The organism is Vibrio sp. 10N.247.311.14 (assembly GCF_041467715.1).
Lineage (GTDB): Bacteria > Pseudomonadota > Gammaproteobacteria > Enterobacterales > Vibrionaceae > Vibrio > Vibrio crassostreae_C.
Map to the genome: position 1 here is coordinate 1 of NZ_JBFSVE010000034.1, position 23900 is coordinate 23900.

Genomic DNA, 23900 nt, shown 5'->3' on the forward strand with positions numbered 1-23900 from the left:
TAGATGATCTGATCGTAGCTTTAAGCATTAGTTCCCTGATTTAGGAAACAAAGCCTATCTAGGGTTAAATATTAACCTGTTATTTTATTAGTATAGAAATTCTGCTTTTTCATATTGATATCATCATCAATATAATGTCTTTTTAGTTTAACTCGTCAAAGGGATCTCTATTTTTTGTATAATTATTGAACTTATTTTTCTTGATGACTGGAAAAGTTCAAGGTTAGAAGTCAGCGTTGGAGTTTAAATATTACGCAATATATATGGGGGTGATTAAATAAATTAGATTCGAAACCCATTTTTTTCTCTGCCTATAGATAATTTAAATAATATGGAAAGGCTTTAAAACGGGTCTTAGGTCACAATTATGATAAATATTAAAACTCAATATAACCTATATATTTTTCGTAAATTGACGGTGTCATGGTTTTGACTTTCAATCAAGAATCACCATCAGTAATAGCCCTTCAAGCATTGGGGTATATAGGAGTCGAAATGTTGACACTTGGAACTGATGTCACATTTTCTTTGCTTGAAATGATGAGTATGACGCACATATCTTAACTTCAACCATATGTATATCTTATTGATTGAAAAAAACTAATTTTGTAACATGCGACAACAAACTTTGGTGGACGTCACGTGAACACAAATAATATTACATTAAAAATGTTAATCACTTGTTGCTTCTTTTGCTTGTTGAATCCAGCTTTCGCTCAATCTTATTGGGAAGTAGAAGGTATTGGTAAAAACAAATCAGAAGCAACGATCGATGCGAAAGAAAATCTAGCTTTTCGGGTAAACAGTACAGTAAAGGCATCTACGTTTAATTCCCAAGTTTCCCTATCTACGATAGAAACAAAAAACGGAGAGGAGATTGGAACTCGCGGTAAAGTAGACAGTGTTTTCGGTGCTAAATCTGAAATCACGTCGGTACCTATCAGCATTTCAAATATGGAAGTAATAACATCACAATGTGATGCTTCTGGGTGTAACTACCTATTTAGAGTTAATGTTGATGTGTGGGTTGAACAGTTGTCAATTGATATCGATAAGAACCACCAGTTAGCTCAACAATATTTAACTTCCCAAGAAAGCGACTGGAAAGGTGCTGTGTTCACTAACAAAGCTCATACCTTATTGAAGAGTAATAAAGAATCACTATTAGTGTTGTCATCGTTAGATCATGATGTTGCGAAAAAATTCTATGGACCACAATTAATACTCGAGCGTAATACGATAGATCGTTTTAAAAATATCAGCATTTCTATCCGTTCTGCTTCTGATACTTATTCCTCGAAAACAAAATCAATACTAGCCAGAAATGTAGCAACGACTTCGCAAGGTGACATCATTGTTTATATCAAAGGTAATGTAAGACAAGGTAAAAAAAGTAACACTTACAAAGCCAAGCAAAACCTAATACTGCAAGTCTTTGAAGCTAAAAATCCCAATGTGGTGGTTAGTCAGAACATTTTATCAGAGATAGGAGAGTCTCCGATTAGTAAAGAGCTTGCACTTGATGACGCTCATAAAAAAATAACAGCAACACTTAATGAAAACTCAATTTATACACTCTTGAATTAAAGGCTTTGAAAATGCTTAAGAAAACAATCCTTGCAGGTTTAGTAGTATCAGTTATGGCTGGTTGTTCATCAATTCCGGGTATGGAATCAGCTACAGTAGACCGTGAAGCTACAAGCAAGGAACTTACTCAGAACTGTAAAGAACTAGGAACAGAGTTCACACCTGTATCATTCGCCGTTGATAAAGCATCAAAGGTGATGGTGTCACTACAGGAGCGCCAATGTTCAGTGTTCAATGACTACCGTACACTTGCATCTAAACATGGGGATGTTGCTGGTTTCCTTGCGGTAAACGCAGATAAATCTGATGAAGAACTTCGTGTTGCAATGAACGAATTCGATGAAGGTAAATCTGATAATAAAAAGATTACACCTCAAGTAGAAGCTTACAAAAAAGCATCTGACGAAATATTTCAGAAAAACTTAAAATTGGCGGCAGATATCGCAGTTCAAGCGGCTGAACTAACTTACATTGCATCTCAACATGCATCGGCACTTGCGCATGATTCTGTTGGTGGCGCAATGGATAGCTTTTTTGCAGCTGTTTCAAGTGAGAAAGAAGGTGAAGCAAGCGAAGAAGAAACGGTACCCGTTGTTGAAGCTTACCATGAGATGGAAGCTCGCTCGATACTTGCATTAGACGCCAACTCACTTATTTCAATGGATAAAAACACTATCGAACAACTTGAGAACCTAGATAAAGTTGTTGCTGACAAAGTGAAATCATAATGAAATTTTCTCGAATTGCCGGTTTAGTTACTGCTGCAATTGCGCTAATGGGTTGCCAGAGTAATCAAGGTAGTCAAACGTATTCAGTCGAAAGTAATGCGGGAAATTCATCGCTGATTATCGGCAAGTCAGCACACGAATTTAGCAGTGAAGATATTGAAGTACCTGCTTACTTCAATACCCAAGGTCTTCAATTCTGTACCTATGAAGCAGAAGAAAAAGACACTCGTTGTCCACTCGCAAAAAAAACAATTCGTTTGTATTTTGGTGATGTGAAAACGGATGTGAATGAAAATCTTCAGGGAAAATCTGCTGATGTTTTTAATTCCATGCATTCAAGCATCAGTAAATTCCAAACCAAAGCGTTAGAAAATACTTTAGAAAACCAGTTTGCGGGCGTTAACCGCTTCCGCATTTTGACCCGCGATACCGATGCTGTTAACACTGCGATGGAAGAAATTCTGGTAGATGAAGGTGCGGTAAACGTAGCTAAAAAAGCAGGCAGTCGCGGCAAGTTATCGACCGATTACATTATGAAAGTCGATGTACTCAAAACCGCTGACATGTTGTTTGGTTCAACCCAGTCTTTGTTTCAGACGTCAATGGAAATGACGACAGGTGTGATTGACCCATATACGCGTGAAAAAGTGAGCTACCCAAACATCGGCAAAATCCGTGTTTCTAACTTTGATGTCCGTGATAAAGACAGTTACACAACCGTGATTGCAAATGGCGATTATTATCGTGGTTTTAATTACACCAGTGGTAAAGATGTTGATGCGGTTCTTAATGAAATGTCATCACGCGGCTTCGATATTATGTTAACGCGTTTGCTCAAAGAGATGCCAGCTACTGCGCAGGTTAATGGAATTAAAGGCGACAGAATTTCGTTAGACCGTGGCCAAAATGCAGGCGTATTGCCTAATGAGACCATGGTTATATTCGAATACAGTGCGGGTTTTGTTGAACCTATTGGTGTTGCTACTGTTAACCCTAGCCAACAAAGTGCCCAAGGGAAAATTGTTCGTTGGAAAGACAGCAGCATAGCCGACGAAGTGAAAGACATTGCTGAAGACGGGATTTATCGCCCTGATCGCCAACGTCGCATTTTCGCTGTAAGTGTTGGGGTTCCTATGGAATTCATGAAGGAGCGTAGTACATGGGCGGCAAAAGGCTAAGTAAAAGCTTTGCCATGAGTACCTTATTTGTATGTATGTCCGTTCCTGCACTGGAATTAGATAAGAGTCAGCCTACGTTGGCTCTTATTGAACAAGGTTGTGCATATGGTCGAGGGGCAGTGGCCATTGAGTCAGCTAAAGCTGACGGTTTAAATAATCTTCGGTTGTTTTTGCAAGGTAAAGTCCCAGTTTCTTTTTCAGCTGAAGATAGTGCGTTAATTGAGGATCAATTTGACCAACAGGTTAGAGAGTTATTGATAGCAAATATTAATGCTAATGATATCAATGCCGATTTTAGCTCGCCTGAAATTCAAGGGGATGATACTTGTGTAACAGTGCGCTTAGCGCCAAAGCTTAGTACTAGCTTTAACAGCGCTGATGACGGTATCGAATGGGATGATACTCCGGTTATGTCTGTCGTGGTTGTCGGTGAAGGGCGTGAAAGTAAGAAATTGGCATTGAGTGCAAGGCAAGCGGCGGAACAAGACGCCTTCAAACGCGCTATTAGTCAGGTACTTGGCGCTATGGTCAATTCTGGTTATATGCAAAAGTCTTACGATACCCTGTCGGGAACAGAAAGTCGCAATGATTTCGACCTACAAGAAATCGCAATGCAATCACTTTCGATGGAACCCCAGGGCGTGATTTCCAGTTGGAATGAAATTTCTTATCAGGAAAAGCCTAACGGCTCTGTGACAGTCACGCTTGATGTGTTTGTTGAACGACAGAAGATGGAAGCGAAAATTGCAAGTTTGATAAAAAGCCTTGGCCAACCTTCAATCTATGTTGATGCAGATCTCCCAGCCGTAAAAAATACATTTTCAAATGCACTCGCAGAGATGGGCTTTGATCTTGCTTCTAACCCGGCGCAGTCTAGTGTCATTCTTGATGTTCAAGAAACCAAAAAAGTGACGTCCTCTGGTCTTCAGCTTGATCTATCTGCAACCGTGATCGATCGTGCTGGCAACCGTTATGGTAGTTGGCACAATGACCCGACTTTAATGACGCTACCGAACAAAGTAGGCATGCTCAATGAACTTGCAGCTGTTCACCTAGCTGTTGAAGGCAATCAAATTGCCCTAAAGCGCGAACTTCAATCGTCGGTGCAAATAATGGCAAGCCGCGGTGGGCCTATTCGAGAACTGATTTTTTCACAGAAAGCCGCAGGTAAACAGGGGCAACTTTACCGTTTGATTGGTGATATAAATGGGGTTTCTGATATTAAATCAAGTCTACAGGGTAGCAATATTGTTATTCAGTTAAGGTCGCTTAGCGATGCAAGCGATTTAGTCCAAGACATTGAACCTATGTTGCGTACCCATCAGCCAAACTACCGATCGAAAGTTGATGTACTTAATGAATACCAAATCAGAGTGCTTTAAGAGTTACTCCGTTGGGACTTGTTATGTTTAAAAAACATTGTTTATTAAACATAACAGGTTAACTGATTTTTTATAATTTCTACTGGGTTGTGATTAATTCAGAAATGTCACAAAGAGTAGAGAAATGCATCACAGGTAAGATTGACGCATCAAATATCAAATGATCATTTGCAGATTTACTAATTGAAAATGATACACAAAAAACGTTATGGATAGCTTTTAATATATGAAAAAACTAATTATTGCAACGTCACTAGTTACAGCTCTAGTTGGCTGCCAAAGCAACAACAATACACTAGAGCAAGCTCAAAATTTTGCGTCATGCACTTTTCCAGATGCGCCGACTGTAGAAGCCCCTGGGTGGATCTGTGATGTGGTTCCTACAGATGTAGCTATTGGTGCAACAGGTTATGCGAAGAAAAGCGCGGCAGGTATGAGCGTCATGCGTAAAATCGCGATGAGCGATGCTCGTGTAAACCTTGCTTCGGCTTTTGAAGCAGATGTGAGTAATTTATTTCAATCTGCTACCGACGGTGCTGTCTCAACATCTGCTGGGGAAGGCGTAACGCTAGTCACTGAGAATGTTCAAGAGGCTTTTGAAAACATTACTAAATCGGTAGTGAGTAAAAGACTTACAAATAGCCGAATATTGGTAAGCCAAGCAAGCCCTGCTGGTGGTCTTTATGTATTAGTTGGTATGGACCAAGCAGCTTATGATGCAAATATGAATAAAATTATCGACGAAGTAGGTGGTGAAGATTCTGCTCTTTGGAATCAATTCAACGACGAAAAGGCCGCCGCAGATCTTGCTGCCGTATTCGATTCTTTGAAAAAATAATCGTTGTTTGACGATTAGTTAAAGTGAAAAAGGCCACCTATAGAGTGGCCTTTGTTTCTATACACTCTCGGAGTTAGTCATGTATAAAACGATCACCAAGACCGGGCTGGCTATTGCAATTTCAGCAGCTGTTAGCTTTCCAACACTCGCAGTGTCAGATAGCCAAAAGCAACAACTCAATAATGCAGTTGTAAAAACAAGTCAATCCCAAGAAGAAAAACTTAAAGAATTTCATGCTTACGTTAATGCCTACTTGGACGAATACGAAGCGTGGCGTGATGAATACACCAATAATCTTGATGAACGTCGAAGCTACCTTATCAAGACATGGGGTGAGGGGGAAGTTTCGTCTCAAACCAAACAGGTGGATTATTCTCAAGACGATCAGGTAAAAACGGCTGTCGATTACGAAACCAATACGGCAACAGTCTCTGTGTTGGTGGATGAAGCTAGTACTCCGGAAGAGATCGAAGCACTGGTAAAAAACATCCCAGTTGAGGTTGCGGGTCAAAATGTTGAACTAGCCAAGCTCAAGGCGGAAGACCACGCCGTACTTTATTCTTTGGAGAAGGAGCAAGAAGAGAAAAACTTCGTTATCCAGCAGACACAGAGCCAGATGAATGAGCTGGACGTGCAAGCTGAGCGACTGATTTTGTCTGATACCGGCATTCCTGACTCTTTCATTTATCAGCGTGCTCATAACAAGAAAATGGCACTACTGGCAAAAGCTCAGGAGCGTATTGCTGCGCAAACCAAACTGTATGATGAAATGCGTGCAAAACATGGTATTGAAGTGAAGCGACCAGAGCCGGCCGTTGAGGTAGTGAAACCCGTTGAAAAAGTCGAAGGACCACAAGAGGTCGCTAAGCTAGAGCCAACGCCTACAGAAAAGCAGCCGTCGAAAGTAGTTGAACAGGTCGTAGAAAAAACGCCACAACCAGAAGTCGTAAAACCTAAACCTGTTGTTGAAGTCGCAGCAGCTCCGGTTAAACCGAAAAAAGTCATCAGCTATAAAGTTAAGCTTCCTGAAAACAGCCTTAAGGCACGTGCGAGCAAGTACAGCACCTTAGCTGAGAAAGAGAGTAAAAACTGGGAAATTGATGCGGCGTTGATCATGGCAATCATGCACTCGGAATCGGCTTTCCGTCCGGATGCCAAATCACATGTGCCTGCGTTTGGGTTGATGCAAGTGGTTCCAACCAGTGCGGGGCATGATGTTAACAAACAAGTTCGAAATATAGATGCGCCAATGAAAGCTTCAGATCTATATCAACCCGTCATCAACGTTGAAACTGGTACGGCTTACTTAGATATCTTGAATAGTAAATATTTACGTAAGATCGAGAATGAGCAAAGTCGTTTGTATTGCATGATTGCGGCTTATAACACTGGTGCAGGAAACGTTGCTCGTGCGTTTAATAAAGACCGTTCAACTAGCATTGGTAAAGCATCTAAATTGATCAATAAGATGACTCCTGAAGAAGTCTACAATCAATTGATTGCTAAGTTGCCATACGATGAAACAAAAAATTATTTGAAGAAAGTGAACAGCCGTATCGCACTATATAAATAAGACTTGTAGCAAGCACATGGAAATGCGTGTGCTTTGATCCCTTTTTAGAGTTTGTTGAGAGTAACAATGTTTAAGATTTTTGCTTTATTTTTCATCGTTATTGGTATTTACCTAGGTCTTAATTACAGCGATGAAATTAAAAATATAATGGATACAGATACTTTTGAACGAGTACAAGAACGAGCTGAAGACGGCAAAGATGTATTGATCGATAAAATTCAAGAGATTAAAGGTTAATGATGCCTGAAGATAAGAACAATGACGTTCAAAACGAAATTAAAGACGAATTAAAAGAGCTTCAAGATAACCAAGAATCGTTGTTAGAAGCTCAAAGTAAAGGAAACTTAGCGCGCACTATTGGTTTATTGTCAGTAGTCTCAATTGCCTTGGGCGGTTTTAACGATAGTTTTGATGCGATCGAAAAGATGGTTGATTTTGGTCTTTCACAAATGACGGATATTCCGTCACACAAAAAGCTTGAAAAAGTGTATATCCGCTCATCAGCTGAAATATTAGATCAGACATTCGGTGCCCCCGTTTATATTAAGCGTTCAAGTGGCGATGACGTTATCAAATACTACAAAGACGATAACTTTATACTCTCATCGATTGCCCGAGATAATGCCATTGTCGCTTATCTTGTATTTCCGGATGAAGGATTCGCTCCTGAAACATTAGAACATGCAGGTGGTTCGGAGTTTTTTAATCAACCTTTTAACGCCATTGAAAGTGTCAATGAAATTCGAGCGTCCTTCTCTAGAACCGGCAATTATTACATTGAAGAAAATAATGGCGGTGAATTTGGCTACTTATATTCTTCAATCAGCGGTGCTAGTGAGTTCATTGCACCTATGATAAAAAACAACCGGAAATTGCTTTCTGAAGTTGTTGACTCGCTGACTATGGATGAGCATATCGTAAAGAGCGTACAGTCTTTACGTTTGAATGCGAAACCTAATTTCTATGGTTACAGTACGTTAGGTGTGGGGGCTTTAGAAGAAGCTATTTTGTCTAACACCGAATATCGTTTAATTCATAAGAGTTAACCATTAACACATCAGTTCTAGCTTATGATCAAGCTAGAACTTTATTAGCAGTGGGATTATGGCAAATTTAAAGTTCGAAAGCTTTCTAGAACGGCTTAAGGGTGATGACAGAATCATTATTCAAGCTCATGACTTCCCTGACCATGATGCGATTTCTTCCGCATACGCTTTAGCATACTTATTAAAAAGCAAAGGGTTGCGCCCATACATTACGTTTCATGGTTATATAGATCGAGTGTCACTCAGGAACTTAATCGATTGGCTAGAGATCCCAATCCATCAACCAAGAGATTTAAAATCACAACCGGATGACAGGATTATTGTTGTTGATGGCTGTATTGGTGAGAAAAATGTCATCGATTTTCCGGGGCTTGAGGTCGGAGTGATCGACCACCATCAAGTGAAAGCACCTGATTTTGTATGGTATTCCGATATACGTTCAAACTATGGTTCAACAGCAACCATAATGGTTGAGTATTATCGTTATTTTTCTCTGCAGATGCCCCAAAATATTGCGACAGCACTATTGGTTGGTCTGAGTTTTGATACCGCAAACTTTACCCGAGGGGTAGGAACAGCAGATCTAAAAGCATTGTTGTATCTTCAAGCGAAGGCCAATAATGATATGGTTAACAAAATTTGTCGTAATCAAGTAGAGTTCCATGAATTAAAACTTTTCTATTCCATGCTCGATAGCTTACGTCGTGAAAAAAACGCAGTATTTGCTGTGCTTCCTGAAGGTTGCCCTAAAAATATGCTTGGCGTGTTAGGTGATTTCTTGCTGAGTGTTGATGAGCTCGATATTGTTGTTCTCACTGCTAGAAATAGAGAGAAGACCTTTATCTCTCTCCGTTCAGAGTGTTCAAAAAACAATGTCGCGAAGATAGTTAGAAGGGCCCTTAATGAAAAAGGGATTGGTTTTGGCGGCGGGCACCCTCATATGGCTGGCGGCATTATCAACAAACAGTTTGAATTCAGCAGTGAACTTGCTTGTGTTTATGACTTGATTCGACCGAACCTTTTACTTGATGCCTAAGCCCATCAGTGAAAATGATTGTTGCTCTACAAGAAGTAACAACTCAAAGGCGATAACGAAAGTTGTCGCCTTTCTCTTATTAGGAGCAAATAAAACACCTAAATAGCCAACCAACCATAGTCTTGAGGTGACTCGGTGCACAAGTTGATGAGCGCAAGCCCTATCTCGTCAAATTCGAATATAGGTTAATACTGAATTTATGAGACGCTTGTTCTGAGTGTCACTGGAATCACAAGGAAGTTGAATGCACCACTTTAATATCCGCGCGCTGGAATACCTTAATGCTTTGTCGAAATACGGTTCGTTACGTAAAGCCTCGAAGATGCTGAATGTTGATCCGGCTGCAGTGAGTCGTATGTTGTCTCAACTTGAAGATCAGGTTGAGATGAAGGTGTGGGAGCGCAATAACCGCCAGTCTTATTTAACGGAAGCGGGAAACGAGTTGTTGAATCACTATCGCACCATTATAAGAGGTGAGGCGACAGTATTAACTCAATTGACCAAGCTTAAAAATCTGACCGGTGGTAGCGTCAGTATTGCGATAGGTGAAGGGTTTATCACAAACTTAGTGTCTAAGCCGATGCAGACCTTTATGACCCGTTATCCAGACATCAACTTGTCGATAGAAATAGCCGGTGCTCTTGATGCGGTTAAGATGCTTGAAGATCAGCAGATCGATTTCGCCATCACTTACGCAGCAGCACCGCATCCAAAGCTACGAACGCATGTGGAACGCAGTCACCCATTGGAACTTATTGCTCCGAAAGGGCACTTTCTAACAATGAAAGAGACACCTGTGACGCTGCAAGAAATTAAAGATGTGTCGCTGGCTTTGATCGATACTTCGACTGGCATGGGACGATTAGTGAAACACGCCGAGCAAATGTCGCATTTTAATCTCCAACCTAAATTGCAAACCAACTCGGTGACTGCGCTGACTAACTTTGTTGTTGCGGGGCTTGGCGTTACTTTTATGCCTAAGCTGACGGTTCTCGAAGAGATAGAATCGGGCCGTATAGAAGTCGTGCCAACGGAGATTGAGGTGTTATCTAAAGCGACCGTTAAGGTACAATCTTTGAAAGGCAGAGAATTGAGTGTTCAAGCTGAAACCTTCCTTGATTTCTTAATGGAGAACACGTCTTTTTTGCGTAGCGATGCTCACGCTATCGTTTTGTAATCCCGCGTATTTCCTTTAGTTATACAGTGATGACTTTTTATCAACGTCAACTATATTGTTAAGTCAATGCCTGCCCAATAAAGTGTCCGAAAGTTACAAGAATGTTGCGTGACATAAAAGGCGGATGTAATGGAAGTTATCGTTATTGGCAGTGGTGTTATTGGGTTAACCAGCGCATGGTATTTGGCGAAAGAGGGCCACTCGGTGACGGTTTTCGACCGTCAAGATAGCAGCGGTAAGGAAACCAGTTTTGCGAATGCTGGCCAAATCTCTTACGGTTACTCATCACCATGGGCCGCACCCGGTATCCCTTTAAAAGCGATGAAATGGCTTACCCAAGAGCATGCCCCTTTAAAAGTTAAGCCTTCACTTTCTCCAGAATTGGTGTCTTGGGCGACTAAGATGCTCACCAACTGCAATGAAGCCAAATACGCACAGAACAAATCGCGCATGTTGCGAGTCGCTAACTACAGTCGAGATTGCCTGACTCATCTAAGAACCAGTGAACAACTGGCTTACGAAGGTAGGCAGAAAGGGACGCTACAAGTGTTTCGAAGCGAAAAGCAATTGGACGCTATTCAGCAGGATATGAAGCTATTAACAGAGAGTGGAATCGAACACTCGTTGTTTGATGTTGAACAGTGTCTGTCAGTGGAATCAGGTTTAGCAGACGTGAAAGATAAGCTGGTGGGCGGCCTGTATTTACCACACGATGAAACCGGTGATTGCCATCAATTCTGTTTAACCTTGACTGAGAAAGCCAAGCAACTCGGTGTTAGGTTCGTGTTTGATACCGAAGTGGTTAAGCTCAATCATCAGAATCAAACCATTGAGAGTGTTACAACGACTCAAGGCGAGTTCAAAGCGGATGCTTACGTGGTTGCTTCAGGAAGCTATTCTCGAGAACTGTTGAAACAAGTCGACTTGTCTATCCCGGTTTATCCAGTGAAAGGGTATTCGTTAACACTACCGATCGTGAATACAGATAAGTCACCAACCTCGACGGTTATGGATGAAACCTACAAGGTGGCGATGACGCGATTTGATGACCGTATTCGTATCGCGGGTACGGCAGAACTCGCTGGTTTTGACTACCTAATCCCAGAAAAACGTAAAGCCACGATTGATATGGTGATAAAAGATCTTTTCCCACAAGCGGGGGACTTTTCTAAGGCTGAATATTGGACTGGGTTAAGACCAATGACACCAGATGGTACGCCTATTATCGGCAAGACGCCTATCAAGAACCTATTTACCAATACGGGCCATGGAACATTAGGCTGGACGATGGCATGTGGCTCAGGGAAGATCTTGGCAAGCGTGGTCAGTGGCTCAGCTAGTGATATTAAAACTGATGACTTAAGTATCCACCGCTATTTGTAGCTAGATGATGCAGTGATAATTAAACAACCCCATTCTTAAGTTTTCGAATGGGGTTGTGGGTTCTGAGGGAGAAGATTATCTGGTGGTAGTTTCTAGCACATGAGTAAATCTATCCCAGGATTTTTGGTCAGCTTCTTGTTGATAGTTGTTTGAGCCGAATACAGTAAAGGCATGCGGTGCACCACTGTAGGTGATCATTTCATGCGGAACTTTGGTTGTTTCAAGTTGAGCGGCGAGGCTGCCAAAATCTTCCATTGAGATCATGGCGTCAGCTGTGCCATGGAACACGACAACAGGAGCTTTTGTCTGGGAGTAGTCTTGTCCTTTCGGTGTTGATAAACCGCCATGGAAGGTGACATAAGCTTTCGATGGGATACCCGCACGAGCGGCTTCTAAAACGGCTGCGCCACCAAAACAGTAACCCATCATCACGTTGTTATCTAAGTTACCACCAAGCCTTTTCGCCTCCATTGCTCCCGCGCTGAGTAGCGCACGCATTTTTTCTCGGTCTTTATACAACTCGCCTGTGTGTTGCTTTTTATCTTTCACTTCGGTCGGGCGAATGCCTTTACCAAATAGGTCGATGGCGAACACGTTGTAACCTAGCTCGTTGAGCATCTCAGAACGTTTCTTTTCGTAATCGGTTAAGCCATCCCAATCGTGTATTAGCAGTACCAAAGGTGCTTGATCACTGGCTTCACTCCAATAACCTTCGTAATCCATCCCATCGACTTGGTAAGTGACGTTTTCTCCTGATATCGCAGAGAAGGGCAGTAAAACTGAAAACAGGCCGAGCGTAGTGAGTTTTCGCATGCGTAATTCCTTTCGATGACAATTGACGTTCCAATCGAAAGTATAGATAACGCGATGATTCTCGCCAGATTTCTGCCTCTAACTTGAAATGTAAGGCAGGGATAACAGGTGGCAATTGCTGACAAACAGCCATCGATAGGGAGCGCGATGGCTGTTCATGATGCGCTGAGAAATTCTCAGTTCGCAGAAACGCGGGGTATTAGAGTAGAAAAGAACGGATTACTACCAAGTAGCGTTATCAGCGGTGTGGCTACTTCGAAGTTCTGGGTACTTACGTTGATAGCGCGGCAACATCGATTCATTACCTAAGATGCCGCCTTGATGGATATAGATGACGGTTTTGGTTGGGTTCTCTTCTTGCCATTGCTCTAGGCATTGCCACATCAATGGATCATAGAGCAGGTCGAATTCAATATCAGTCTGTTCTTGTAGATCCAACCAAGTTTGATAATCCTGTTGGTACAATTTTCCAAAGTGGTGTTTGGTTTCGAGTGATAAGATCTGTGGATGATCGGTTTCACCTAGTTCATTAAATTGCTGCGTTAAATAGTCGCTGCCACCGACACAAGCACAGGTTAACACTGGGATGTTGTGCAGCTTTAAATGCTTATGCAGATACAGAGCTGTGCTGCCTGTGCCCGCTGGTAGTGCGACCACAAAATCGTGTTGGTTTTCGAAGCGAGTCCAGCTCAGTATTTCCATGGCTAGTTGTTTCACGCCGTATTCAGCAAGCTGAGAGCGTCCACCTTCTGGTAATACAATGCAGTGGGAGTCAGGCTGTCTGACTTGCTCAATATACGTCTGTGGATGAAGTTCAGAGCCTGTATCTTTGACTGAAATCACCTTAGCGCCAAGGTCAATTGCACCACGGTAATTGCCGATTGGGCGTTCTAGTAACCACTGAGGAAGATGATCGACGTAGAACTCAAGAGTCCAACCTTTGATCTTTGCCAGTGCCGCGAGTGAGAACAGAGAGTTAGCCTGCGCAGAACCATAGCTGATCAAGGTTGTGGTCTCTGGGTGTTCGTCTTCCAGCAGCTTCATGAACTTGCGGGCTTTGTTGCCGCAAAAATGGGAGTGAAGCTGATCGTCACGCTTTAAGAAAAAGGTGTGCTCGTTAAATTGATGCTGAGTTACAGGGCTATTATTTAGTTTCATCGCACTTAAACAAAATGCTGACTAAAGAGCCAGCATTTTTAAATCAAATAGGACGGACGAGTATCTAGTAGCCAGAGGCGGCTGTAAACCAACTAAATCAAATTTTCGTTCGATATTGACGCAGATGAATCGGCTTGAAAGGTGATCTTGGCGGTGCATCCACCACAGCTGCGATTGAACAATTCAAAGTCCCAATCAAAACGCTGACACAAGTCATCGACAATCAACAATCCTAGCCCGTGACCATTCGGGTTGTATTGTTCCTGTAGGCCTTCGCCTTGGTCTTCAATAACAAGACTGCCTTGGGAGAGGGTGATAGTTACTGTACCGCTATTGGTTGCTGCAATTGCGTTTCTCAACAAGTTTCCGACCAACATGTTCATGATCGCGCTGGTGGCTTGAATGGTGGGTTCGGATTGAACTTGCAAGGTTATCTCGACTTCCTTCTCGTCAGCCTGTAACGAGTTTTTAGAAACAATCGTCTCTAGCTCTTGCTGGCTGAATAAACGCAATGGTGCATCGTCACTGTTTCTTTCATAGCGAACCAGACCAAGCAGGGCATCGACCATTTCTGACATTTGAACAATGGCTTCATCAATACGTTCAACCTGACGAGATTGAAATTCAGTTGTTTCGCTGCGAAGGAGTAGTTTATTTGCTCCGCGAGCAACAGTCAGCGGTGTTCTTAGTTCATGACTTGAGTAGCGAGCAAAGGCTTGTTCTCGCTTGATTAGTGAGTTGATTTCTCGACGATATTGATTGAGTTGATCGGTCAATTGACGAAATTCAACCGCCGCATCATCACTGACACCAAACTCTTCGTTTAGATTGAGCTTATTGGATTCGAGTTGTTCAGATAGGGAGTTGAAAGGCTCAATTAGACGCTTAGATAATCGATAGAGCAGCGCTCCAAAGCTAAAAATCAGAATAGATAGTAGGGTCAGTACAAAGGTGGTCGCGTACACCAATTCGTAAATATCAAATTCAACGCGGTCTATCTCAGAGAGTAGGATGATCGGGTGGGTTTCTCCCTCATCAGAATATTCACCGACATACACCATGCGTGAGTCTGGCTCTTCACCGACCTCACCAATGAAATTTTCTTTGCCTTCAATATACTTTAAATACTTTTTCGGTAGATAGGAAAGATCGTTGTAAGCGATAGTCAGGTCATCAATACGAAGCTCTCCACTTTCACCTGACTGGAATAACCCGACTGCATAGTTGCGGTCAATTAGGATGCGTCTTTCACCCACGCGGTCTTCCGACAAGTACAGGGCTGTGATAAATACCACATAGACAAATGCCGACACAATTACGGCCATTAACCCAAAGAAAACCGCTAAGCGGCCCGTTAGGGTTTTTGTGCTTGTAAGAACATTTGAAATCAATTCGATGGCTCCAATCGGAAGCCAACTTTAGGCACCGTAATTAACATCTGAGTGTCGAAAGGCTTGTCGAGTTGATTACGTAACTGATAAATGTGACTGCGCAACACATCATTGTTGGGCTCGTTTTCTTCCCATAACTTGTAGGAAATAGCTTCACGAGTGACTACTTCAGGTGCGCTTTGGCACAGCATCTCAAGTATGGTGTAAGTGGTTGGGTTGAGCGCTAGTAGTTTATCTTGGCGGTAAGCTTTACGGGTTTTTTGGTCGATGGTGAGTTCATCGAACTGAAGTTTTGAAGAGGCGACTTTTCCGCGGTAACGACGGACTAACGCGTTCATTCTTGCTTCTAGAATATCCAAATCAAATGGCTTGGTGAGGTAATCATCGGCACCGTGTTCAAAGCCTTTCAGCATATCTTCTCGGCTATCTAAGGCGGTCAGCATCAAAATAGGTGTCGCGTTACCTTGGTCTCGCAGTTTATTACAAACCGTTAGGCCGTCCATTCTCGGTAACATTAGATCCAATATGATGATATCAAATGAGTTTTCCAACGCGAGTTGTAGGCCAAGTTCACCGTTGTCTGCGTAATCGAGTTCCATGCCAATACACTCAAAATAATCAAACAAGACACCTGCAATTTCACGGTTATCTTCGACTAATAGAACTCGTTTCATTTTGATTCTCATACAGAAATAGACAGTAACATTATCCTGAGTGAGCGTGAAAAATATGTCAATAACATAACTTTCACTTATGGGAGGGTAGATTGGCTTCAGATTAAAAAATAGAAGAACGTATTATGTCTGAACTTCATATTAGCCGCCCTAAGATATCTACATCGCAGATCAATCCTGCGGTCTCTTTGTCTATCATTGTGCCTTTTTACGATGAACAAGAGGTATTGGAAGAGTTCCACTCTCGCCTTACCAAGGTGCTTGATAGCTTACCGATCACCAGTGAGATTGTTTATGTCGACGATGGCAGCAAAGACAACAGCTTGGACTTGGTGAGTTCATTCACTTCAATCAATAGCTCAATTTCTGTGATTGGTTTAAGCCGTAACTTTGGTAAAGAGTCAGCCATGAGTGCTGGTCTTGAGCATTGCCGAGGACAAGCGGTGATCTTGTTAGACGCAGACCTGCAAGATCCGCCGGAGCTGATCCCACAAATGGTTGCCAAGTGGCGCGAAGGCTATGACGTTGTGAATATGCAGCGCAGCCAGCGTGATGGTGAAACGTGGTTTAAGAAGTTTTCAGCGGCGAGCTTTTACAAAGTCATGAATGTGGCTGCGAAAATCGATGTTCCTGAAAATGTCGGTGATTTCAGACTGTTGAGCCGTGAAGTCGTCGACCATATCAATCAACTTCCTGAACGTAATCGCTACATGAAAGGTATTTTCTCATGGCCGGGTTTTAGGCAAGCAACGATTCAGTTTAAGCGCGACGCGCGCTTTTGTGGTGAGACCAAGTGGAACTACTTGAAGCTGGTTGGCTTGGCGATGGATGGCATCACTTCATTCTCTATCCGCCCACTGCGTATTGCGACGGCCGTTGGTGGCTTAGTGGCACTTACTGCTTTCGTGTATGGCGTCTTCATCGTGTTCAAAACCATGATGTTTGGTGAGCCCATCACGGGCTATCCGTCAATGATGGTCGTACAGCTTGCTCTTGGCGGTATCCAACTGTTGTGTATTGGTTTAATGGGAGAGTACATAGGTCGTATTTTCATTGAAACCAAGAATCGTCCTTTGTATCTGATCCAATCGGTGGTCGATACACCGGCATTAAAAACACATTTTAAATTAGAGGAGTCAGCATGAGCCTGAACCTGAACCTGAACCGAACGCACCTATGGTACTTGTTGGCTTTTGCATTGGTTTTAAGGCTTTTATCTTTGGCAACCTATCCATTAATGGATACCACAGAAGCGCGCTATGGCGAAATGGCACGTCTGATGGTGGAAACTGGGAATTGGTTAACGCCTCAGTTTGATTACGGTATTCCTTTCTGGGGTAAGCCACCGTTGTTTACATGGATGAGCGCTGCCGGTATTGAGTTGTTCGGCCTGAGTGAGTTTGCCGTTCGCGCACCACATTGGTTAGCGGGTGTAGCAACGATTTTGTTGACCGCTTACATGGCGAAACGAACAGGGCAAAGTGCGTTGGTTGCCGCGGTAGTGTTGGCGACATGTGGTATTTTCTCTATTGCGGCAGGTGCTGTGATGACAGACATCGCGTTAACCTTAGCGATGACTATTGCCATGCTGGGTTTCTACCTATGTTGGCTAGGAGGAGAAGCGGGGAAGGGTGAAGGGAGTGCGAAGACTAATCGGTCTTGGGGTTATGTTGGTTTCATTGGTTTAGCATTAGGCTTGCTGGCAAAAGGGCCGGTAGCGATTGTCATCATGGGTATCGCAGTTTTCCCTTGGTTGGTATTACAACACGGCTTCTTTGGTGCTTTCAAAGCGCTTTGGCAACGTTTCCCATTGTTGTCTGGTTTAGGTGTGATGTTAGCGATTGCTCTACCTTGGTACATCATGGCTGAAAAGGCAACGCCGGGCTTCATCGACTACTTTATTGTTGGCGAACACTTTAAGCGTTTTGTTGTGAGTGGTTGGGAAGGGGATCTTTATGGTTCAGCCCATGATGAAACAAGAGGAATGATTTGGGTTTTCTGGATTCAAGCAGCTGCGCCGTGGTCGATTGTGTTGCCTATTTTGACTTTTGCTCGTCGTAAGAAAATCGCAGAAGTTAACGCTGAACATAATGGGTTATTTTCATTCCTTGTGTGTTGGTTGGTCTCTCCTCTAATTCTTTTCACTATGGCGGGTAATATTCTTCCAGCTTACGTCCTACCGGGTATTCCGGCGCTTGGTTTGCTGGTGGCAATGCTTGTGGTAGAAAAAGATAAGAAGTGGTTCTCGAGTGTGGCTTTAGTGTTACCTGTGTTGCTAATGATTGCGATGGTCTACCTCAACCTAGGCAAAGCGAACGAGAAAAGTGACCGTATTATCTTCGAGCAGATCACGGATGAAGCGCCGAGCTTTTACATCGGTAAACGACCGTTCTCTGGGCAATTTTACAGTCATGGACAAGCGAAAAAGCTACTTGATGTTAAGCAGTTAGATGGTATCGACAAGTTCTATCTGATTGGTAAAAGAGCGGAAGTGGAAACCAAGATTAAAGACAATGCGTTGACCTGTATTTTAGAGCCGACGGTGAAGATCAAGCGCGCTCTATTTAGTTGTCATAGCCAAAACATCAAACCAAATCTATCGTTGAGCCATATTCGAAGTGATGGCGATGTTCAATTTTAACTCGTCATCGAGACTGTTTAGCCACAAGTTCGACGTGCTAAACCAAAAACTACAACCTCATCATAAGATGATTAAATTCGCTATGGTGGGGTCGGGTGGCTTTGTTGTCGATTGTGCCGTGTTTGCGTTGCTGCATTACGTTATTGGGCTGCCGTTAATGAGTGCTCGAATTGGCTCTTTCATCGTTGCAGCAACGACAACCTGGTTTGGAAATCGAGTGTTGACCTTTGAATTCAAAGGGCAGGGGAATTGGTCCGAAAAGCTGATTCAATGGCAAAAGTTCATGTTCTCTGCATCAATATCGGCGATACCTAATTTGCTGTGCTTTAAGTTGATGACTGAATTGCTGCCTGCATTTACTGGGGCAGTGTTTATCGCAATGGCGGTTGGCATCTTGGTGGGCATGGTCAGTAACTATTTGCTTAGTCAGTATTGGGTGTTTGCTCGTTAGGCTATCTTGTAACAGACACAAAAAAGCGCAGCTAAATAGCTGCGCTTTGTGTTTTTACGATAGCGAAGTCAATCGGTTCGCGATATTAGCGTTGTGCTGCGCGCTGGCGGTTCTTGCCGTTACTTGCAGGTTTGCCACCTTGACCATTGCCCGCTTTGTTACGGTTTGGTTTGCCATTTCCGCCGCCATTACCTTGTGATTGCTGACCACCAGGACCTTTCTTAATGAAGCCAGTCGCTGGTTTACGAGCATTGCCATTACCGCCACCTTGGTTAGCATTACCTTGGCTACCGTTGCCGTTACCATTCGGCTTCTTGCCACCCGGTTTCTTACCAGAGTGGTTACGTGGGCTTTCGCCACCAAGACCTGGCTGAGATTTACTGTGCTTAGTCGCAAAGCGTTGTGAACCGTGACGACCAGACTTACGACGTTGTGCCGGTGTTTGTGCATCAAAGTCTTCTGCTGGTACTAGGCAGTTTGCTTTGTCACCAATTAGGTGCTGTTTACCCATGCTGATCAGTGCTTCACGGATGATTTTCCAGTTTTCAGGATCGTGGTAACGAAGCAGTGCTTTATGCAGACGACGTTGACGATCACCTTTCGGTACAGGAACATCTTCACGCTTCTTATATTTCACGCGTTTCAGAGGGTTAGTCTCTGAGTAGTACATCGACGTTGCATTACACATTGGCGATGGGTAGAAGTTCTGTACTTGGTCACACTCGTAGTTGTGCTTTTTCAGCCACATTGCAAGGTTAAGCATGTCTTCATCTTCTGTGCCCGGGTGAGCAGAGATAAAGTAAGGAATTAAGTACTGTTTCTTACCGGCTTCAGCGCTGTACTTCTCGAACATCTCTTTGAAACGATCGTAAGTGCCCATGCCCGGCTTCATCATCAGATCCAGTGGGCCTTTTTCAGTATGCTCTGGAGCAATCTTCAAGTAACCACCAACGTGGTGAGTCACAAGCTCACGAACGTATTCTGGAGATTCAATCGCTAAGTCGTAACGTACACCAGAAGCGATCATGATCTTCTTAACACCCGGTACTTTTCTCGCAGAGCGGTACAGGTCGATAGTGTGTTGATGGTCTGTGTTTAGCTTTTCACAGATTTTCGGGAACACACATGATGGACGACGACAGTTAATTTCAGCTTTTGGATCTGAACAACCTAAACGGTACATGTTCGCCGTTGGGCCGCCCAAGTCAGAAATAGTACCTGTGAAGCCCGGTACTTTATCTTTAATGTCTTCGATCTCATCCAAGATAGATTCTTTCGAACGGTTCTGAATGATGCGACCTTCGTGCTCTGTGATTGAACAGAAAGAACAACCACCAAAACAACCACGCATGATGTTAACCGAGGTTTTGATCATGTCGTATGCTGGGATTTTCGCTTTGCCGTACATCGGGTGCGGAACACGCTTGTACGCAAGGCCAAACACGTAGTCCATCTCTTCTGTGGTCAATGGAATAGGCGCTTGGTTAATCCAAAGCTCGCGATCACCGTGACGTTGAATCAGAGCACGACCTGAGTACGGGTTTGTCTCAAGGTGCAGAATACGACTAGCGTGAGCGTAAAGAATACGGTCATTGTTTAGCTTTTCGTAACCTGGGATACGAACCGCTGTAGTTTTTGCATCGTGACGAGAAGGGCGAATAGTAATAGGTTGCGCTTTTACTTCTTCTTTTTCGTCTTTCTTGGTATCACACTGAGTTTCAACTTCGTACGGGTTAACCGGAACATACGCTTTGTTCGGCTTTTCGATACGAGAAGAGTCAATGATCTTGAAGCCTTCAGGGGCCGCAGGAAGATTGATAGCAGTACCGCGGATATTGGTCAGCGTAGACATGTCTTCACCATCGGCAATGCGGTGTGCTACTTCAACCAGTGCACGCTCAGCGTTACCAAAAAGAAGAATGTCAGCTTTTGCATCAAACAATACAGAGCGGCGAACTTTATCTGACCAGTAGTCGTAGTGAGCTACACGACGTAAGCTCGCTTCAATACCACCAAGCACGATTGGCGTGCCTTTGTAAGCTTCACGACAACGTTGAGAATAAACCAGAGTTGCACGATCAGGACGCTTGCCACCTTCATTGTTCGGAGTATAAGCATCATCGTGACGTAATTTGCGATCAGAGGTGTAGCGGTTGATCATGGAGTCCATGTTACCCGCTGTGATGCCGAAGAATAGGTTAGGTTTACCTAGCTTCATGAAGGCATCTTTATTGTCCCACTTTGGTTGAGCAATAATGCCCACGCGGAAACCTTGAGCTTCAAGCAGACGGCCGATGATAGCCATACCAAAGCTCGGGTGATCGACATAAGCGTCACCAGTTACAATAATAATGTCACAGCTATCCCATCCAAGAGCATCCATCTCCTTTCTACTGGTAGGCAAAAAGGGTGCAGTTCCGTAGCACTCGGCCCAGTATTTTTTGTGTTCGTGAATAGGAGTGATATCGCTGTACATATTTCAACCTCTGATTTTTGAGGCGGGAATTATAGCGGCATGAGCCTAGACTAGCCAGTAGAACATGCCCCTGTTAGTTCTGGTGTCTTTCGTCTTTTTACGGTAAATGGCGACAAAAGAACCATACAACAGCATAGTTGAAGCCTTGAATAACGTCGCTAATTTGTGATTTTGATTAGTGTTCGCAGCAGTTTTTGATATTATTCGCGAAAATAAGTCTGAAGAAGTAGATCCACAATGGTCGAAACGTTATTAGTACAATTTGCTCCGATGCTTTTAGGAGCCCAACTGATCTTAACCCTCATCTTGGTGAAAGGGGATATTTGTCCGGGGCAGCGTGGTCGTATCCACAAGATGTTACCTGCGATTGGCGTGCTGTGGCTTGCCGTTGCCTCAGTAAAAATTGAAGCCTTTCTGGTCGTGTTTGCGATCTTTTATTTCTATTCTCAAGTTCAAACTAAGAAGACACGCGATTCTGGCCCTATTTGGGTGATGTACTTAGCTTGTGGTTTGGCATTGTCTTACGTTGCTATCCAAGCGACGGAACAAGCAACTACCGTTGGTATCATCACTACTGTATTGCTAGTGGCACTGTTAGGCTCAGCGTTTGGCCATTTACTGCTGACGATTGCAAGAACACGCTTACAGGCATTTCACCGTGTTCTGCCTGTTGTTGGTGTTTTGACGGGCATGTTGGTGGTTTTGGCAACAGTCGTGAGTGTCTATTCTTTGTCTGAAGCTCAACTAGAACCAGTGATTTCAACGCTACTGTTCAGCTTTGCTTTGCTAATCTCAGCTATCGTGGTGTGGTGTTGGCATCTACTGTTCGTTAAAACCCCTGAAAAGCTGCAACTGACGGTTTCATTGCTGATGTTATTAGCGGCTGCTGTTGGTTTAACGCCAGTGTGGGCACTTTAATCGCGCACTTTCATTAATTACGTGCGCTCATTAATCACGCATTCTCTTTAAGAAGTGTGATCAGTTTTTTAGCATGGCCTTGGTAAGCGTTCTAAACTTAATTTTAGTCGGTGTGTTCGTAAGGAGTACGAGATGGATTTAAGCAACGTCAAAGGTTTCGATAGCATTATCTTGCTGGGAATCGTGAATGAGAAACTTCGCCTAGAGTGCGATAGCTTTGAAGAGCTGATCAGTATGTATGAAATGGATATAGAAAGTGTCGTGGGCAAGCTCGATATGCTTGGCTATCAATACGACCCATTGACTAACCAGTTTAAGTCTTATCCAAGATAGTCTATTTTCGCGAATCAACAGATATCGAAAATCATCGATACTGAAACTAAAAAGTCACAGATTATCTGTGACTTTTTTTGTTTCTGGCGTTTGCCTTTCCGATTTAATACAGGCTTAAGCTAGCTCAATAATGAACCTCTTAAACGACCTCAATACCATCTAAGTGACTCTTACTCTGCTGTCTTGCTGTGCTAAAGAAAGCCTGTAGGTAACGTTTGTCTTTTTCTGAGTTTCTTACTGCGGCAAACAGTCTTCTTGAAAGCCCTTTACCTAACGGTTTGCTGGCTATCAAACCTTGTCTTGAGAACTCACTGATCGCCCAATTTGGTAATGCCGCGACACCTAATCCTGCCGATACCATTTGCACCAACATTAAGGTGTTGTCTGCTTGTTTCCACTTCTTAGGTTCTACACCTGCTGGTTGCAAAAAGTGTTTCACGACGTCTAAACGTTGTTTTTGAACAGGATAGGAGAGCATGGTGAGATCGCTAAGATCTTGCGGATCAATGCTCGCTTTATCGGCCAAAGGCGAGTTGATCGCGGTGATAAGACGCATCTCAAAATCGAAAAGCGGCTCGTAATGAACCTCAGAGCGAGGCTGTATATCAGAGGTGATCACCAAATCTAGCTCGCCTGCCATTAGCGCGGGTAGCGGCTCAAACCCAAAGCCTGACGAGAAATCTAGCGTTACGCTTGGCCAAGCCACTTGATATTCCTTCAAAGCAGGCATTAACCATTGGAAGCATGAGTGACATTCAATCGCCATGTGCAAACGACCATTCACATCCTCTTTCAGGCTCGCGAGTTCGTTCTCCGCTTTAGCTATTCTTGGCTGTATCTCATCGGCAAGCCTAAGCAAAATCTCACCTTCAGAGGTGAACTTAACTGGTCTAGTTTTACGTAGGAAAAGCTGACCACCGATACGCGCCTCAAGGTCTTTCAGTTGGTGAGAAAGCGCCGACTGAGTCAAGTGAAGAGAAGTTGCCGTCGCTGTTAGCGAGCCGCTGTCTCTTAAGGTAGTCAATGTTCGAAGGTGTTTAAGCTCTATCATGAGTTTTCCTCATATTCCCTAAGCCAATTCAATATTTCTTAATAATCACCCTACGGGGTTTTCTTT

The 23900-nt window shown here is 43.3% G+C and carries 22 protein-coding genes; 16 read left to right on the forward strand and 6 right to left on the reverse strand.

Annotation, left to right across the window (positions count from 1 at the left end):
• Positions 1 to 642 precede the first annotated feature (642 nt).
• The 11 genes from AB6F11_RS13490 (at position 643) to AB6F11_RS13540 (ending at position 11928) form a co-directional block, all read left to right on the forward strand.
• On the forward strand, positions 643 to 1587 hold the full coding sequence (locus AB6F11_RS13490; RefSeq protein WP_102398643.1) for a hypothetical protein: 945 nt from the start codon (positions 643 to 645) through the stop codon (positions 1585 to 1587).
• 11 nt (positions 1588 to 1598) lie between these two features.
• Positions 1599 to 2315 carry a hypothetical protein gene (locus AB6F11_RS13495; RefSeq protein WP_102398642.1) on the forward strand — a complete coding sequence of 239 codons (717 nt, stop codon included), beginning with the start codon at positions 1599 to 1601 and terminating at the stop codon, positions 2313 to 2315.
• Positions 2315 to 3493 carry a hypothetical protein gene (locus AB6F11_RS13500; protein ID WP_081229857.1) on the forward strand — a complete coding sequence of 393 codons (1179 nt, stop codon included), beginning with the start codon at positions 2315 to 2317 and terminating at the stop codon, positions 3491 to 3493. The genes AB6F11_RS13495 and AB6F11_RS13500 overlap by 1 nt, the downstream gene beginning before the upstream one ends.
• Positions 3475 to 4875, forward strand: a complete 1401-nt coding sequence (locus tag AB6F11_RS13505; protein ID WP_081229858.1) for a hypothetical protein — start codon at positions 3475 to 3477, stop codon at positions 4873 to 4875. Before AB6F11_RS13500 ends, AB6F11_RS13505 begins: the two co-directional genes overlap by 19 nt.
• 226 nt (positions 4876 to 5101) lie before the next feature.
• A complete protein-coding gene (locus AB6F11_RS13510) occupies positions 5102 to 5713 on the forward strand; it encodes an LPP20 family lipoprotein (RefSeq protein WP_081229859.1) in 612 nt (203 codons plus the stop codon).
• A 79-nt stretch (positions 5714 to 5792) separates the two neighbouring features.
• Positions 5793 to 7286, forward strand: coding sequence for a transglycosylase SLT domain-containing protein (locus AB6F11_RS13515; RefSeq protein WP_102393593.1), 1494 nt, complete (start codon positions 5793 to 5795; stop codon positions 7284 to 7286).
• A 66-nt stretch (positions 7287 to 7352) separates the two neighbouring features.
• Positions 7353 to 7523, forward strand: coding sequence for a hypothetical protein (locus AB6F11_RS13520; RefSeq protein WP_170962371.1), 171 nt, complete (start codon positions 7353 to 7355; stop codon positions 7521 to 7523).
• Entirely contained in the window at positions 7523 to 8332 is an 810-nt protein-coding gene (locus AB6F11_RS13525; RefSeq protein ID WP_081229861.1) for an ETEC_3214 domain-containing protein, read from the forward strand. Before AB6F11_RS13520 ends, AB6F11_RS13525 begins: the two co-directional genes overlap by 1 nt.
• Before the next feature lie 58 nt (positions 8333 to 8390).
• The gene (locus AB6F11_RS13530; RefSeq protein ID WP_102398641.1) at positions 8391 to 9368 is read left to right on the forward strand and encodes a bifunctional oligoribonuclease/PAP phosphatase NrnA; all 978 of its coding nucleotides are present in this window, start codon (positions 8391 to 8393) and stop codon (positions 9366 to 9368) included.
• Between the two features lie 244 nt (positions 9369 to 9612).
• On the forward strand, positions 9613 to 10545 hold the full coding sequence (locus AB6F11_RS13535) for a LysR family transcriptional regulator (RefSeq protein WP_102393594.1): 933 nt from the start codon (positions 9613 to 9615) through the stop codon (positions 10543 to 10545).
• Positions 10546 to 10674: 129 nt separating this feature from the next.
• Positions 10675 to 11928, forward strand: a complete 1254-nt coding sequence (locus AB6F11_RS13540) for a D-amino acid dehydrogenase (RefSeq protein WP_102398640.1) — start codon at positions 10675 to 10677, stop codon at positions 11926 to 11928.
• A gap of 75 nt (positions 11929 to 12003) precedes the next feature.
• Here AB6F11_RS13540 and AB6F11_RS13545 read toward each other — a convergent pair whose 3' ends face one another.
• The 4 genes from AB6F11_RS13545 to AB6F11_RS13560 all read right to left on the reverse strand — a co-directional run bounded on the left by AB6F11_RS13545 (position 12004) and on the right by AB6F11_RS13560 (position 15964).
• The gene (locus AB6F11_RS13545; protein WP_102398639.1) at positions 12004 to 12741 is read right to left on the reverse strand and encodes a dienelactone hydrolase family protein; all 738 of its coding nucleotides are present in this window, start codon (positions 12739 to 12741) and stop codon (positions 12004 to 12006) included.
• A 222-nt stretch (positions 12742 to 12963) separates the two neighbouring features.
• Positions 12964 to 13899 (reverse strand): pyridoxal-phosphate dependent enzyme, encoded by a 936-nt coding sequence (locus AB6F11_RS13550; RefSeq protein ID WP_102398638.1) that lies wholly within the window; start codon positions 13897 to 13899, stop codon positions 12964 to 12966.
• A gap of 92 nt (positions 13900 to 13991) precedes the next feature.
• Complete coding sequence (locus tag AB6F11_RS13555; protein WP_102398637.1) at positions 13992 to 15290, reverse strand: HAMP domain-containing sensor histidine kinase; 1299 nt, start codon at positions 15288 to 15290, stop codon at positions 13992 to 13994.
• Positions 15287 to 15964: a response regulator transcription factor gene (locus tag AB6F11_RS13560; protein ID WP_017062034.1), complete on the reverse strand. Its 678-nt coding sequence runs from the start codon at positions 15962 to 15964 to the stop codon at positions 15287 to 15289. The genes AB6F11_RS13555 and AB6F11_RS13560 overlap by 4 nt, the downstream gene beginning before the upstream one ends.
• Before the next feature lie 125 nt (positions 15965 to 16089).
• Here AB6F11_RS13560 and AB6F11_RS13565 point away from each other — a divergent pair, with 125 nt between their 5' ends.
• From AB6F11_RS13565 to AB6F11_RS13575, 3 genes are read left to right on the forward strand one after another with little or no spacing between them, the layout of a single operon-like run.
• Positions 16090 to 17109, forward strand: a complete 1020-nt coding sequence (locus tag AB6F11_RS13565; protein WP_048659621.1) for a glycosyltransferase family 2 protein — start codon at positions 16090 to 16092, stop codon at positions 17107 to 17109.
• 8 nt (positions 17110 to 17117) lie between these two features.
• Positions 17118 to 18605 carry a glycosyltransferase family 39 protein gene (locus tag AB6F11_RS13570; protein WP_102393599.1) on the forward strand — a complete coding sequence of 496 codons (1488 nt, stop codon included), beginning with the start codon at positions 17118 to 17120 and terminating at the stop codon, positions 18603 to 18605.
• Complete coding sequence (locus AB6F11_RS13575) at positions 18592 to 19056, forward strand: GtrA family protein (RefSeq protein WP_017062031.1); 465 nt, start codon at positions 18592 to 18594, stop codon at positions 19054 to 19056. Before AB6F11_RS13570 ends, AB6F11_RS13575 begins: the two co-directional genes overlap by 14 nt.
• 85 nt (positions 19057 to 19141) lie before the next feature.
• Here AB6F11_RS13575 and AB6F11_RS13580 read toward each other — a convergent pair whose 3' ends face one another.
• Complete coding sequence (locus AB6F11_RS13580) at positions 19142 to 21439, reverse strand: YgiQ family radical SAM protein (RefSeq protein ID WP_017067347.1); 2298 nt, start codon at positions 21437 to 21439, stop codon at positions 19142 to 19144.
• A 330-nt stretch (positions 21440 to 21769) separates the two neighbouring features.
• On the opposite strand from AB6F11_RS13580, the gene AB6F11_RS13585 reads away from it, so the two are divergent.
• Positions 21770 to 22450, forward strand: a complete 681-nt coding sequence (locus tag AB6F11_RS13585; RefSeq protein WP_017062029.1) for a hypothetical protein — start codon at positions 21770 to 21772, stop codon at positions 22448 to 22450.
• A 132-nt stretch (positions 22451 to 22582) separates the two neighbouring features.
• Complete coding sequence (locus AB6F11_RS13590) at positions 22583 to 22783, forward strand: DUF4250 domain-containing protein (RefSeq protein ID WP_004736508.1); 201 nt, start codon at positions 22583 to 22585, stop codon at positions 22781 to 22783.
• A gap of 139 nt (positions 22784 to 22922) precedes the next feature.
• Here AB6F11_RS13590 and AB6F11_RS13595 read toward each other — a convergent pair whose 3' ends face one another.
• A complete protein-coding gene (locus tag AB6F11_RS13595; RefSeq protein ID WP_102393596.1) occupies positions 22923 to 23834 on the reverse strand; it encodes a LysR substrate-binding domain-containing protein in 912 nt (303 codons plus the stop codon).
• Between the last annotated feature and the right edge of the window lie 66 nt (positions 23835 to 23900).

What these genes read in the sequence shown, in the direction of transcription:
- AB6F11_RS13590 (WP_004736508.1), top strand. Translation starts at nt 22,583, where the DNA reads ATGGATTTAAGCAACGTCAAAGGTTTCGATAGCATTATCTTGCTGGGA.
- AB6F11_RS13580 (WP_017067347.1), bottom strand. Translation starts at nt 21,439, where the DNA reads ATGGATGCTCTTGGATGGGATAGCTGTGACATTATTATTGTAACTGGT.
- AB6F11_RS13500 (WP_081229857.1), top strand. Translation starts at nt 2,315, where the DNA reads ATGAAATTTTCTCGAATTGCCGGTTTAGTTACTGCTGCAATTGCGCTA.
- AB6F11_RS13535 (WP_102393594.1), top strand. Translation starts at nt 9,613, where the DNA reads ATGCACCACTTTAATATCCGCGCGCTGGAATACCTTAATGCTTTGTCG.
- AB6F11_RS13550 (WP_102398638.1), bottom strand. Translation starts at nt 13,899, where the DNA reads ATGAAACTAAATAATAGCCCTGTAACTCAGCATCAATTTAACGAGCAC.
- AB6F11_RS13545 (WP_102398639.1), bottom strand. Translation starts at nt 12,741, where the DNA reads ATGCGAAAACTCACTACGCTCGGCCTGTTTTCAGTTTTACTGCCCTTC.
- AB6F11_RS13540 (WP_102398640.1), top strand. Translation starts at nt 10,675, where the DNA reads ATGGAAGTTATCGTTATTGGCAGTGGTGTTATTGGGTTAACCAGCGCA.
- AB6F11_RS13495 (WP_102398642.1), top strand. Translation starts at nt 1,599, where the DNA reads ATGCTTAAGAAAACAATCCTTGCAGGTTTAGTAGTATCAGTTATGGCT.
- AB6F11_RS13515 (WP_102393593.1), top strand. Translation starts at nt 5,793, where the DNA reads ATGTATAAAACGATCACCAAGACCGGGCTGGCTATTGCAATTTCAGCA.
- AB6F11_RS13565 (WP_048659621.1), top strand. Translation starts at nt 16,090, where the DNA reads ATGTCTGAACTTCATATTAGCCGCCCTAAGATATCTACATCGCAGATC.
- AB6F11_RS13525 (WP_081229861.1), top strand. Translation starts at nt 7,523, where the DNA reads ATGATGCCTGAAGATAAGAACAATGACGTTCAAAACGAAATTAAAGAC.
- AB6F11_RS13595 (WP_102393596.1), bottom strand. Translation starts at nt 23,834, where the DNA reads ATGATAGAGCTTAAACACCTTCGAACATTGACTACCTTAAGAGACAGC.
- AB6F11_RS13510 (WP_081229859.1), top strand. Translation starts at nt 5,102, where the DNA reads ATGAAAAAACTAATTATTGCAACGTCACTAGTTACAGCTCTAGTTGGC.
- AB6F11_RS13560 (WP_017062034.1), bottom strand. Translation starts at nt 15,964, where the DNA reads ATGAAACGAGTTCTATTAGTCGAAGATAACCGTGAAATTGCAGGTGTC.
- AB6F11_RS13585 (WP_017062029.1), top strand. Translation starts at nt 21,770, where the DNA reads ATGGTCGAAACGTTATTAGTACAATTTGCTCCGATGCTTTTAGGAGCC.
- AB6F11_RS13505 (WP_081229858.1), top strand. Translation starts at nt 3,475, where the DNA reads ATGGGCGGCAAAAGGCTAAGTAAAAGCTTTGCCATGAGTACCTTATTT.
- AB6F11_RS13575 (WP_017062031.1), top strand. Translation starts at nt 18,592, where the DNA reads ATGTTCAATTTTAACTCGTCATCGAGACTGTTTAGCCACAAGTTCGAC.
- AB6F11_RS13530 (WP_102398641.1), top strand. Translation starts at nt 8,391, where the DNA reads ATGGCAAATTTAAAGTTCGAAAGCTTTCTAGAACGGCTTAAGGGTGAT.
- AB6F11_RS13520 (WP_170962371.1), top strand. Translation starts at nt 7,353, where the DNA reads ATGTTTAAGATTTTTGCTTTATTTTTCATCGTTATTGGTATTTACCTA.